We start from the raw sequence: 13323 nt of genomic DNA, 5'->3' as shown, positions 1-13323 counted from the left end.
CGCATTTGTATGCGCGGCTTTTTGTTATCTTTGGACGCCTCCGTCGATCCCTCGGCAACGACGAACGGCTTCGGATCAAAATAGAGATTAAAATGCAGATCAAAATTCGATCGAAGAGAGCGTATCGATCTGTTCTTTGGCCGAAGAATCGGCTTGGATCACTTTGTCGTACACCGCCTGATCCGTCTGACCGGATTTTTTGAGCGCGATCAGATACCAGCGGGCGGCTTCCAGATTGTCCGGATTGGCATAGTCGTCCGTCAACATGCTTTTGAGCAGGGTCGCCGCTTCTTCCGGTTTGCCCGCCAAATAATTCGATTTGCCGGCATTCAACGTCAACTGCGGAGTGATCGCGAACTCGCGGCCCTGCAGCTGGCCTTCCGGAAGCGTCTTCAGATGTTCGACGCCGGCCTGCATTTTGGCGTAGGCGGCCGCTCCCTGCTCGGCATACAGCTTCTGGGTGTCGAAGTCGCCCTGCCCAAAAGCCTGATAAGCAAGATTGGAAGCTTGCAGGATCACCTGGTTGTACCACTGCATATCCCAGGCGAATTGATCCAGATTGTCCGCATACAGCATAAAGCTGCTTTTGGCATCGTTTTTCAGCGCATAGACCGAAGCCAGTTGGTTGATCAGTTCTTTGCTGCTGCGTTCTTTGGCGAGGGCGGCTTTGAGGCGCGACTCGGCTTCGTCCAGGTAGTTGACGTCCTGCGTGCTGTTATACACGCCCTGCAGCAGCGAAGAGAGCTGCGACACGGTCGACGGGTACGTCGGCCGGGCGTCGAGCGCCCGGTCGAGCGGCTCGCGGACCTGTTCGTAATTGATCTGTCCCGTGCCCTGCAGCAGGGCCGAAGCTTCTTCGCCGGCTTTGATCGAAGCGAGATAACGGCTGGATACGACCACCAGCACGATCGCGACGACGCTGCCGACGACGGCATACAACGTCGGGAAGCCCGTGCCGCTGCTTTCGCCTTCGACTTTTTCGGTCTTTTTCTTTTTCCCGAACAGAGGCTTGGCCTGGATGCCCGCCGCCATGCCGCCCAGCGTAAAGAATACGAGCAGGCTGATGTAGACGTAGCTCATGTTGAAATCGAGCAGGCTGTGCATCAGAATCGAGAACGCGATCAGGAAATAGAAGAAATGAGCGTGTCGTTTTTCTTCGTTTTCTGTCCGGTAATAACTGCGAATATACTGATAGAACACGTAAACGAGGAACGACAGCAGGATCAAAAGTCCTACGATACCGGTCTCGTCCAAATATTGCAGGAAGTAGTTGTGCGTCTGGTTGCTGATGTACGGATTGTTTTGATACTTCTCGTACAGGGCTGCCCAGGCCCCGCCGCCGCCGCCGAGTACCGGATAGTCGGCCACGAGCTTCAGCGAGTCTTTGTAGAACGTAATCCGTTCCAGGACGCTGTGCTGCTGGAAGTTGATGTTCTCCACGCGTCCGCGCATATTTTCCGGCAGCGCGTTGCGCAGTCCGGTTCCGATCAGCAGGAAAGCCAGCACCGCAATGACGAGGACGCCGCCCAGCGGAAGCCAGAGGCTTGCCGTTTTGCGCGCCGACCATCCGGCGAACTTCGTGTCCAGCCACGGCTGCACGTAGCGGCCCACGAGCCAGACCAGCGCCGCATTGACCGCCGAAGCCCCGATCAGCAGGCCCCAGCCCTTGAACGCGTCTGCGCCGTTATAGACCTGGTTCAGGCTGAGCCCGAGTTGCGTGATCGGATTGAGCACGATCAGCGCAAGGCCTACCGAAAGCAGCAGGTTGATCGTCCAGACGATCTGCCGGGCCGGCTTGAGCAGCAGCAGCACGAGCACGAATACGATCGGCAGCATGACCAGTCCGCCGCGCGAGAGCGTGAGCGCGATCGACAGCACGATCGGCACGAGCATGAAGCCGTGTATCAGCCGGTCATAGACCTTAACCGAGCGAATGGCCGTAAACAGAACCGCGAACAGCATCGCCATCAGGAAAGCGGCGTACGTATTCGCGTACTGGAACACCGAAGCCAACCGCAGACCGTTGGAGTCCGTCATGACCGCGTCGGCGTACACGCCGTTGCTGACGATATGGGTGAACCAGCCAACCAGGCTGCCCGCGAACAATCGCTGGCCGAACCAGTTGATGAAGCCGTAGATCACGACGAAGTAAGTCGTCCAGAGCAGCGCGGCACGCATGACCCGCCCGGCTGCCCGATGCTGAAGCAGGAATACGCCGATCGAGAAAAACGCCGCGTTGGCGCACATGATCAGAATCATGTCGATCGCCATGTAATGCGAAACAGCCGGGATCAGCGAGAGTATGTAGGTCAGCGGAAGCAGCCATACCCATACCGCCGTAATCTCCCGGCGATCCGTGATGCGCATATGCTTCACGAACGCCGCCGCGCACAGCAGCATCAGCGCAGCCGCCCAGATCACCGCCCAATAGATCGGCCTCTCGAACATGGCCTGCTGCCCGTTAAACAATCCCTGCTGGAAAGGCGCCCAGATTAAGAATATAATGAGGGCTGATACGAGCGTCCAGATTAGCGTTGAGCCGTTAGTCATCTGTTCAATGGGTGTTCGTTCCTTAGTGCTCGACTCGTCATACATATTACCGTATACTTGGTTAGTCAAGGTGATAGCTCCTTAGTTTGAAAATGATAGTATTTTTAATGATTTACACATGAAACATATATTTAAGTGTAACATCGATACAACTTATCGGTAACAAATGAATCACCAACTCCGTAATAAAAATTAATACGTAATTTAATATCATTGTAACAGGGAGAAAGTAAGCTTAAAATATTTTTTTGATTTTTAAGTGTTCCTTATTTTTTAAAAAATAATCATATAAACAAATGAATTATATTTTAATGTTGTTTTTCAAACAATTCTGGAGCAGATAGAGTAATATTATGTAACTTTTAATGAATTATTTAAATGAATAATTTAACCGCTGATCCGAATAAGAAAATTCTAACGTGAAAATGGAGGAGCAAATGCAAAGTATACTAATTATTGGATGTGGATATTTAGGCTCACATCTTGCTAATTATTTCAATCAAAAAAAATGGAATGTGACGATTGTTGGAAAAAAATCTACTTATGAAAAGCATTTAGATAAGAATGTTACATTTAAGGAACTCGATATAAATACATTCGTCAATTTTGAGACTTTAATCAAACCAGGGGATACTGTTCTTTATGCCATAGGGTCGATAAATGCAACAAACACATTTAATGACTTAGAAAAAGATATTTTGAATAATTACATTCCCTTTTTAAAGTTACTTGATCATTGTTTTCAAAATAAAATTTCTAAATTTGTATTTCTTTCATCTGCAGGTACAGTTTATGGCGATTCAGATAAATACGCTACAGAAGATGATTGTCTTAATCCAGTAAATATATACGGTTTGCAAAAATTATATTTTGAAAATTTGATCAAGATTAAACAATATGAAACAAATCGATTTCCTTTTCTTATTTTGAGAGTGTCTAATCCTTATGGTGGCATACAAAATCCTCAGAGAAATCAAGGGATTATCCCTGTACTTATTGATAAAATTAGTAATAGCGAGGAATTTGTTTTTTGGGGGGACACGGCAGCAGTAAGAGACTTTATTTATATTGACGATTTCTTAGAAGCTACGTATCGATCAGTAATGAATGTATCTAATGAGATTGTTAATATATCTAGTGGAGTTTGTACTAGCATATCAACAGTTATTCAAACTGTTGAAGAAGTCATGGACTCGTCAGTCTATTTAACAAAAAAAGCATCAACAAATAAAACTTTGATGAAGAATAAAGTGGACAACACCAAAATGAGTAGTTTGACTGGCTATCATCCTTCAATATCTTTAAAACAAGGAATAGAAAAAATGATCTTCGAAACCCTTAGATAAAATTATGGTTCTACTTTATTTAATACGAAGAAAGTAAAAATTATAAACAAAAAATTTCTTTACAGACTTTATTTTGCATTTAGGTGCAACTTCAACGAACTATTTTATGAATGATTTTAATCAGGAGGTTTTAAGAACTTATGAAATATACAGGTGAAAGATTTATCCCCGATAGTGATGGGTTGGAGATTGAAGCAGAGCACGTTCATCGTTATTCTATCATATCTAAAAACTTGAGAGACATGAAAGTTTTGGATGCAGGATGTGGTACCGGGTATGGTTCTTTATTGATGTCTCAGTATGCTGATAGTGTAGTGGGAATTGATATCTCTGAAGAATCAGTAGAGTGGTGCAAACAAAAATATGTAGCACAGAAAAATTTAAGCTTTGTACTGGGTTCACTGGAAGAGCTTCCGTTTGCTGATGAAGAATTTGATTGTATCATCTGTTTGGAAGTGATTGAGCATGTAGATCAAGCTATTCAAAAACGCTTTCTAGAAGAAGCAAAACGTGTGCTTTCTAAGAATGGAATATTGATTATTTCAACACCCAATAAGTTGCTTTATACGGACCGAAGTGGATATCACAATCCATATCATATTCATGAATTTTATGTTGAGGAGTATAAGGAATTTTTACAGCGAGAATTCATGTATTTGAAAATGTATAATCAATCTCTTTATGCGGTATCAAGTATATTTGAAGAAATGCATGCTGATCATAAAGTACAGCTATTAAAAAATGCTGACATTGATGAAAATGGAAAATATATGATCGCTATCTGTTCCAATAATGAGCAGGCATTTTCGAATTTAAACTTAAATTCAGTTTACAAATATGATAATCCTGCTGGACTCAATATTGCGTCACTATATGTTGCTTCCGATGAGCAGCCGTATTCTCCAGAACATAAAGAAACGGGAGTCATGGTCAGTTATGAAGATAACAAGTTTTCAGTGACATTCGATCTCACTCATCATAATAATATTTCTAAATTAAGATTCGACCCGATTGAGGATAACTTTTGTATTTGTAATATTGAAAAAATTCAAACGGATGGCATTACGCATGACGCTTTACCATTAAATGCACTTCAATACTATCGACAAGGTTTTTTATTCATTAATATTGATCCTCAGTTTGAGGTTAGAGGTGATTTTGAAAATGCTACATACATTACGCTTAATGGATATTTTAAAATCTTGTCGCAAGTTGAAGTTAGTGAATTTGTAGATGTTTTTTACAATAAAATGATCATCGCTATGAAAGAGAATCAAAATGAAGAAGAATCTACTTGAATAGCAAGTATACTTGAATATTTCTGGAATTTATTTAAGAAAAATCTAAATTAGAGAAAAATTTTCAAATGATTAAACAGCTGGTACAACAAATCGTTCCTTGGATTTATTGTATACCAACCAATATAATACGTTGATCTTACTTTTGTACTTTGACTTGCATAAGCAGGATCGTGTGATATCAAAAAGTAATCATTATAAATTTTTCATATGGCGGTGTTGAAATGCAAGTTAGCGTGATTATAGCAGTATATAACCGGGCTTCACTTTTAACTGAACTGCTCGAACAATGGAGAAAAGTTAATAAAGTAACGAATTATGAATATGAATTGATTTTCTCTGATGATGAATCTTCTGATAATTCAGTAGAGGTCTTAAAAGCTTGTCATGATCTTCCTATGCGGGTCTTAGAAAATAAGCATGGAGGAGCTTCTAAAGCGAGAAACCATGCTTATCAATATGCAAAAGGGGAATTGATAATATTCACGGGAGATGATATTTTCCCTAGTTTGAATTTTGTTAATGAACATTATGAAGCATATTTGAAAAATGGTAGCAATTTTGCTTCGCTTGGATGTATTGATTGGCGCCCTGGTATTAAAATGAATCATTTAATGAAACATATTACGGATATTGGTTGTGAACAATTCGGCTTTGTGGGTATGCGACCTTTTGAAGTTGTGGATTTTCGACATTTCTATACATCTAACATAAGCGTAGCTCGTGAAAAGCTTGAACAAGTAAAAGGGTTATTCAGTTTAGAATTCAAAAAGTATGGATTTGAAGATGTTGATCTAGGTTATCGCTTACATAAAAAAGGTGTTCAAATCATCTATAATCCCAATGCTTTAGGCTATCATGATCATATTTACGATAGTGTAGAAAAATTTTGCAAAAGGCAAGAGTCTGCTGGTGGAGAATTGAATACATTCAAACGTCTGCATCCTAACCTTAATAAAGAAGAAATAAAATTGGATATTGATGAGTTCCATTACAAATACAGTGAGTATATTGATGAGAATTTAAAAGTTGACATGATAGGAGACGGAGGACGAATACTCATATATTTGATGATTCAAATGACAAAGATTATGGAAAGACTAATGCGGTACAAGCAATATGATTTAATCGAGAAAATATGTTCCAAATTGTACTCGATTATATTTAGGTACTATATGTATTTGGGATTAGCGTATGATTACGCTGGTTTGCCTAACTTGCCTAAGTATAAAGCTAAAAGATATACATTTAGATATTTGTTTTTTGGAAGAGCACAGATATTTTATGATAAAAGCAATCAGTTTACAGAAACAAAATCAGAAGTTTTTCATACTGCGGGTTCGAAAATTGTTAAGTTGAGTATTGATATACCTGCTGTAGATTTAGGACGAATAAGATTTGATGCATTAGATGATTTTTGCAAAATTCGTCTTTTAAGTGCTGTAGCATATGTTAATCAAGTGAAAAAGGAAGATATCTTATTTGAATATACAAATGCAAAAAAAGTGAAGAATCAGAAATATAATTTTTCGAATCAAATCGATCCTATACTAATCAGTAAAGAATTGCCGAAAAATACGGAATACATTGAAATCAAATATCAAGTTAATTATCTTTTGTTCAAAAGAATAATATATCAATTTCGTAATGTTGCTAAATTGGGAAAGAGAATTTTGAAGAAAATCTTAAATGGTCCTAAGCCTGCTAAGAGAGCTAATCAACCTTTGATCGATGGAAATATTGTTGCAAAGAGAAAAGTATGGATTACTGTTAAAACGCCATCTCACATAAATCAAAAGGGCTTAATTGAACAGTATTCTTCTATATGTTCCCATCTTGAAGACGTGAAAATAACTGCCGATACTAGGCCAAATACTGAAAAATCCTATACCGAATATATTTACGAAATCTCAAATATGCATCATAGTCTCGAACCCGTACAATTCTTAAATGCTAGCCTATGTCTGTTACAGTATAATTATGATTTTATCATTTTATCGGATGGATTAAGCTCGTATCCTAATATCTACAACTTTTCATTACAAGATTGTACACTTATAGCTGCTTCATATGGAAGCTACAATCAGTTGGTGAATGGTGAAGCTAACACGGCTGCTCGAGGGAAAATATTGCGTATCCCTGGTAGCAAAAAAATTGAACAGCAGATTGATTTAACAGATGCCATTCCTAATATAAATAAATTAGAGGATGGTACATTAAGAATCTGGAAGCCAGAAACGAAGTTATTATTCAATGATCAGTCCAGTTTTTCACTCAAAGCCAAGAATAAGCCGGTAGTATTCGTATTACCTGTATTTATGGCTGTAGGAGGGGTAGAGCGGAATACAATTGAATTAATGAGTCGCTTAAAGAGTGATTATGATTTTGTTGTTATTACCTTTGAATCACATCGATTTGAACAAGGAAGCCTATTTTACCAAATTGTACAGCTAGGTATTGATTATTATGACTTTGCTGAAATCTCTTCTTTTGAAAATTATAATTATTTATTAGAAAAATTGAATTTTTCTTATTCTACAGATTTAGTATGGATATGTAACAACTCACCATGGATGATGAATAATTCAAGCGAGATAAGAAGGATATTTCACTCTATTCCAATCGTTGTTCAAGATGTCTATGATTATCAGTACGGCTGGATTGAATATTACAACCGACCTGCTATTCATTCATATGATCGTTACATTGCGGTTAACAAAAAAATTCAAGAGAAATTTGTTAACGCATATGGAATTTCGGCTGCTGATATTGATTTGATTTATTCTGCAACGGATACTGAAAAAATAAAAAAAATGACAGAAGAAGGGTATATGAGGGATTCGGTTCTTCAAGAATTAAATTTAGATGCTAAGAAAAAATATTTTGCCTTCATTGGTCGATTTACTGAGCAAAAGCAGCCTTTGAAATTAACTGAACTTGCTAAATATATTGTAGAAAAGTATGAACATATAGATTTTATTATGGTTGGTGATGGAGAGCTATCTGAAAAGGTCGATGAAAGAATAAATCAATATCAATTAAATGATAGAATCCATAGAATTAAGTACATTTCAAATGTATCTCAGTTTGTCAAAGCGTTAGAAGGGTTGTTTATTACTTCTCTCTACGAAGGCTTACCTATTGTTACAATTGAAGCCATGTGCGTAGGAACACCTATATTTTCTACAGATGTTGGAGATATCGGATTATTTGTAACTGAAAATAACATTGGAAAAGTATCACAAAGTAATGAAATAGGGCAGCTGAAAAAAGAATTCGACAATTTCTATTCTGATTTAACCTTGTACAAAGAGAATGCAAGTAAAAATGCTTTTCAAAATATTGATTTTTTCTCATCTAGGAGAGCCGCAGAATTGATGAAAGATTCTTTCCAGAAAGCTTTAGAAAAATATGAATAGCAGACTTGTTTTAATTAAAGGAGAGAGCAACTAGTGAGTGTAATGCGAGAATTTTGGAACAACAGAAAATTGCTCATAAATATGTCCAAAAGTGATTTTAAAAACCGATATTCTGGATCTTACTTCGGTGTTCTGTGGGCAGTTGTTCAGCCTCTTATGACTATCCTGATTTTTTGGTTTGTATTTCAAGTTGGATTTCGAGCACAACCAATTTCAAATGTACCATTTATTCTTTGGTTGTGCGCAGCAATGATTCCTTGGAACTTTTTTGCAGACGCAGTGATCAATTCAACAGGTGCTTTTACAAGTTATTCTTTTGTAGTTAAAAAGCTTGTTTTCAAAATAGCCTTATTGCCTTTAGTTAAAGTCACAGCATCGTTTTTTTTGAATATAGCTTTTAATATTTTGCTAATTTTGATTTATAGTCTTTATGGAGACTTTCCAGGGATTCATTTATTGAGCATTCTTTATTTCAATATTTGCTTGTTTGCGTTAATCACAGCTTTATCTTATTTTTTAGCTACACTAAATGTTTTCTTCAGAGACACTACACAAATTGTAGGGATATTTCTTCAATTCGGAATATGGCTCACTCCAATTATGTGGCAGGAATCTATAATTCCTCATAATTTACTGTGGTTAGTTAAATTAAATCCTATATATTATATTATTAATGGATATCGAGATGCTCTTATTGAAGATAAGTGGTTTTTCGAACACCCTACTCAAACTATTTATTTTTGGGGGATTACTTTATTATTAGCTTTGATATCACTGGTTTTCTATAAAAAGATGAAATCTCACTTTGCAGACGTACTATAAGAACAGATTGGTTTACGCAGATATAGGAGGTAATGTTTTGGAAGAGCGCTTGATTGATATAAATGCCGTCTCTAAAATTTATAAGCTATATAATCAGCCGATGGATCGTGTACGAGAAGTTTTGAATCCTCTGAAGAAAAAATACCATAAAGATTTTTATGCAGTAGACAATCTTACTTTTAATGTTAAAAGAGGAGAGACCGTAGGCATTATCGGTAAAAATGGATCAGGAAAATCAACTTTGTTAAAAATGATAGCAGGCGTATTATCTCCTTCTTCAGGAACAATTGAAGTCAAAGGGAATGTATCGGCTTTACTTGAATTGGGAGCAGGATTTAATGGAGATCTATCTGGTTTAGAAAACATTTATTTGAATGGAACGTTATTAGGTTACACTAAAGAATATGTAGATAATAGTATACCGGAAATTTTAGAATTTGCAGACATAGGAGATTTTATTTATCAGCCAGTTAAAACATATTCTAGCGGCATGTTTGTGAGACTTGCTTTTGCTATCGCTATCAATATTAATCCGGAAATATTGATAGTTGATGAGGCTCTGAGTGTAGGAGATATGCGTTTTCAACAAAAGTGTTATCGTAAAATTCGTGAAGTCAAAAAAACCGGTACAGTGTTGTTTGTAAGTCACGATACAGGGATTTTAGCAAGTTTTTGTGATCGTATAATTTGGATGGACGAAGGAAAGATATTCAAAGAAGGTAGACCAGATAAAATCCTAGACGAATATCAAGCATTTATGAGCTATGATATTAAAGAAATGCAAGCAGTTACAACCTATAATGGTGAATATCAAGTTAACTCTGAAGTTGATTCTGAAGTAAAGAGTGCTTTATCTGGAATAATTCGTGCCCAAACTTTTGGCAATGGAGATGGTTTTTTTGAAACAGTACGTTTAATCAATCTAGAAACAGGTGCGGAAGCAAATGTGGTTGCGGGAGGAGATAAAGTTGCTCTCGACTTCAAGGTTAAATTGAAAAAAAAAGTTGATATGCCGATATTTGGGTTCACTCTTAAAGATGCCTTAGGAAACTCAGTCATTGTAACAAATACACATTTTGAAAAAGTTGAGCTAGAAACTTTGGAATCTAATAAGTCCTATCATTACCAATTCAAAATGGAATTTCCCTATCTGAGAAACGGAAAATATTCCTTAGACATTGCTTTAGCTACAGGAACTTATCAAGCTCATGAGCAGATCCAGTGGATTAACGATGTACTAGTCATTGTGGTAAGAGATATGCGACCATATCAGGAAGGACGAGGGTATCTTGTCCCCAAAGATATAAACTTCGAAAAAATATTATGAGAGGGAGATGCTAAGAATGTTTTTCAAAAAAAAAAGTAGTATACCTCAGGCAGATAAAATTTCTGTAGTTATTCCGTTGTACAACCATGAACAATTCATTGAAGAAGCAATTAATAGTGTCTTGAATCAGACGTATCAGAATTTAGAGCTAATTATAATTGATGATGGTTCCAAAGATCGTTCCCTAAATATCGCTCAATCTTTTAATGACCCACGACTGCAAGTGATTGCTCAGGAAAATAAAGGAGCACATAATACTATTAATCGTGGATTAGAGCTTGCAACAGGTGAATATCTCACGATATTAAATTCAGACGATGTATATGAAAAAGAACGATTCGCTAAGTTGATCAAATATTTTCATGAAAATAGAGAAGTTAAGCTGTTATGCTCTTACATCAAGATAATTGATGAGAAAGGGAAAGTTTTAGGAGTGAAGCAAGGTTGGAGAAATATGGAACCTTGGCCAGTGGCGGATAAAAAAAAATCCTTTGCAGGAGCGAATGATTTTACTAAAAACTTAATAATGTCTAACTTCATTTCAACTACAAGCAATATGATGTTTACTAAGGAATTATACGAATCAATTGGAGGAATGCGTAATTTGCGTTTTGCGCATGACTGGGATTTTGCTCTGAGAGCTGCTGATTTTGGAGAATGCGTTCTTATAGAAGAAGCATTAATACGTTATCGCATCCATGGAACAAATACGATCCATACTAATCGAAAACATATGTTATTTGAGATCTGTTGGATCTATGCGGCGCACATTCATCGTTTTGAAGAAAAGAAAATTTTCGCTGAGAACCTGATTACAGATATCGAACAATTAATAGAATCAATTAATCTACAAGGCAATGATAAGCTCCTTTGGGTTTTGCTTATGTACCTAGAAGCAGCTACTAGAAAAGGGGAAAAGGAACCTGAATTAATTTTTTTGAATGATGCGAAGCTTAGAGAATCTTTGTATAAATATTTACAAGAATAGACCAATTAACATTCATTTTTATAAAAACTCTTAATACTTAAGGGTTTTTAAAATTAGCCTTTTTGTGTCAAAATTCGTTGCTTTCTGTATTTCATTTACCTTTTCATATTTATGGAATCATAGGTTCACAATTTCTGTAGTAGTTTCTATTCCTATTTCATTTTTTCAAAACTAATTAATTACAAATAGAAGGAAAAGTAGAGGAGAGATATGCGATGAAAGGTATAATTTTAGCTGGGGGTACTGGCTCACGCCTTTATCCGCTCACCAAAGTTACAAATAAACACCTTCTCCCAGTAGGGAAATACCCGATGATTTTCCACTCGGTTTACAAATTGAAGTCTGCCGGAATCGAAGACATTCTTATTGTAACAGGCAAAGATCATATGGGCGATGTTGTAAACCTACTCGGCAGCGGGTCGAATATGGGCGTATCTTTTACATACAAAGTACAAGACGAAGCCGGAGGCATTGCCCAAGCTTTGAATCTTGCCGAGCACTTCGTCGGTGAAGATCAAATGGTCGTGATCTTGGGAGATAACGTCTTTGAAGACGATATTACACCGTTCGTTGAAAACTTCCGTACCCAGATGCTTGGGGCCAAGATTCTGATCCAAGAAGTCCATGATCCTAAGCGCTTCGGTGTTCCGGAAATCGACGGGGATAAGATCGTATCGATCGAGGAAAAACCACAAGAGCCTAAAAGCAGTTATGCGGTAACCGGCATTTACATGTTTGACCGGAGCGTGTTTGATATCGTCAAAACGCTCAAGCCGTCCGCTCGCGGAGAACTTGAGATTACCGACGTGAACAACGCTTATATTGCCAACGGGCAGTTGACTTATGATGTGCTCACAGGCTGGTGGACGGATGCCGGGACTCATGCTTCCCTTGCGCGTGCCAATGAATTGGCTCAAGAGATCATCTTTGGAGAAGAATTCGGCAAGCTCAAACTTTGACAGGAGGGATTTGACTATGAAGGTTACTCCTTTAAGACTCGAAGGGGCTGCGTTGATCGAACCTATCGTACACGGCGATCATCGCGGATTTTTCATGGAAAGTTACAACGAAACCCTGATGCATGAAGCGGGCGTCAAATATAACTTCATCCAGGACAATCAGTCTTTATCTGCTCAGCCCAGCGTACTACGAGGCCTGCACTACCAACTGAACCCCAAAGCCCAGACCAAGCTGCTTCGCGTCGTCGCCGGTGCAATCTACGACGTCATCGTCGATATCCGCCGCGGGTCGCCGACTTTCGGCCAATGGGAAGGGTTTATCTTAAGCGAATACAATCATCGCCAACTGCTCGTTCCGCAAGGTTTTGCGCACGGCTTCTGCACGTTGGTTCCCAACACTCAGGTCATGTACAAAGTCGACGAGTATTACTCGCCGGAGCACGACCGGGGCATCCTGTGGAATGATCCGGCACTTGGCATCGACTGGCCAACGTCCAACCCGGTCTTGTCGGAAAAAGATCAAAAGCATCCGCTGCTGCAAGACGCGGAACTGAACTTCGAATAAGATACAGGGCTCTCCGCAAGGAGAGCTTTTTACACGAGAACAGGAGGCA

Annotated in this window: 9 protein-coding genes; 8 read left to right on the top strand and 1 reads right to left on the bottom strand. The window is 38.7% G+C overall.

Translation table 11 applies throughout. The features are described 5' to 3' along the window. Nucleotides 1-99: 99 nt before the first annotated feature. Nucleotides 100-2448 carry an O-antigen ligase family protein gene (locus FFV09_RS08025; RefSeq protein ID WP_246098503.1) on the bottom strand — a complete coding sequence of 783 codons (2349 nt, stop codon included), beginning with the start codon at nucleotides 2446-2448 and terminating at the stop codon, nucleotides 100-102. Between the two features lie 527 nt (nucleotides 2449-2975). Between FFV09_RS08025 and FFV09_RS08020 the strand changes: the two genes are divergently transcribed. The 8 genes from FFV09_RS08020 to rfbC all read left to right on the top strand — a co-directional run bounded on the left by FFV09_RS08020 (nucleotide 2976) and on the right by rfbC (nucleotide 13274). Then, nucleotides 2976-3896: an NAD-dependent epimerase/dehydratase family protein gene (locus tag FFV09_RS08020; protein ID WP_246098551.1), complete on the top strand. Its 921-nt coding sequence runs from the start codon at nucleotides 2976-2978 to the stop codon at nucleotides 3894-3896. A 140-nt stretch (nucleotides 3897-4036) separates the two neighbouring features. Continuing rightward, on the top strand, nucleotides 4037-5194 hold the full coding sequence (locus FFV09_RS08015) for a class I SAM-dependent methyltransferase (RefSeq protein ID WP_141447341.1): 1158 nt from the start codon (nucleotides 4037-4039) through the stop codon (nucleotides 5192-5194). Between the two features lie 224 nt (nucleotides 5195-5418). Next, entirely contained in the window at nucleotides 5419-8613 is a 3195-nt protein-coding gene (locus FFV09_RS08010) for a glycosyltransferase (protein WP_141447340.1), read from the top strand. 42 nt (nucleotides 8614-8655) lie between these two features. Further along, nucleotides 8656-9435: an ABC transporter permease gene (locus tag FFV09_RS08005; protein ID WP_246098550.1), complete on the top strand. Its 780-nt coding sequence runs from the start codon at nucleotides 8656-8658 to the stop codon at nucleotides 9433-9435. Nucleotides 9436-9472: 37 nt separating this feature from the next. Beyond that, on the top strand, nucleotides 9473-10762 hold the full coding sequence (locus FFV09_RS08000; RefSeq protein ID WP_141447338.1) for an ABC transporter ATP-binding protein: 1290 nt from the start codon (nucleotides 9473-9475) through the stop codon (nucleotides 10760-10762). Nucleotides 10763-10778: 16 nt separating this feature from the next. Next, entirely contained in the window at nucleotides 10779-11750 is a 972-nt protein-coding gene (locus FFV09_RS07995) for a glycosyltransferase (RefSeq protein WP_141447337.1), read from the top strand. A 215-nt stretch (nucleotides 11751-11965) separates the two neighbouring features. Continuing rightward, entirely contained in the window at nucleotides 11966-12709 is a 744-nt protein-coding gene (locus FFV09_RS07990) for a sugar phosphate nucleotidyltransferase (RefSeq protein WP_141447336.1), read from the top strand. Between the two features lie 16 nt (nucleotides 12710-12725). Continuing rightward, on the top strand, nucleotides 12726-13274 hold the full coding sequence (gene rfbC, locus FFV09_RS07985; RefSeq protein ID WP_141447335.1) for a dTDP-4-dehydrorhamnose 3,5-epimerase: 549 nt from the start codon (nucleotides 12726-12728) through the stop codon (nucleotides 13272-13274). The last annotated feature ends 49 nt before the right edge of the window (nucleotides 13275-13323 follow it).

It is taken from the genome of Saccharibacillus brassicae, assembly GCF_006542275.1.
GTDB classification, from domain to species: domain Bacteria; phylum Bacillota; class Bacilli; order Paenibacillales; family Paenibacillaceae; genus Saccharibacillus; species Saccharibacillus brassicae.
This window is presented reverse-complemented; position numbering and strand designations above follow the sequence as displayed.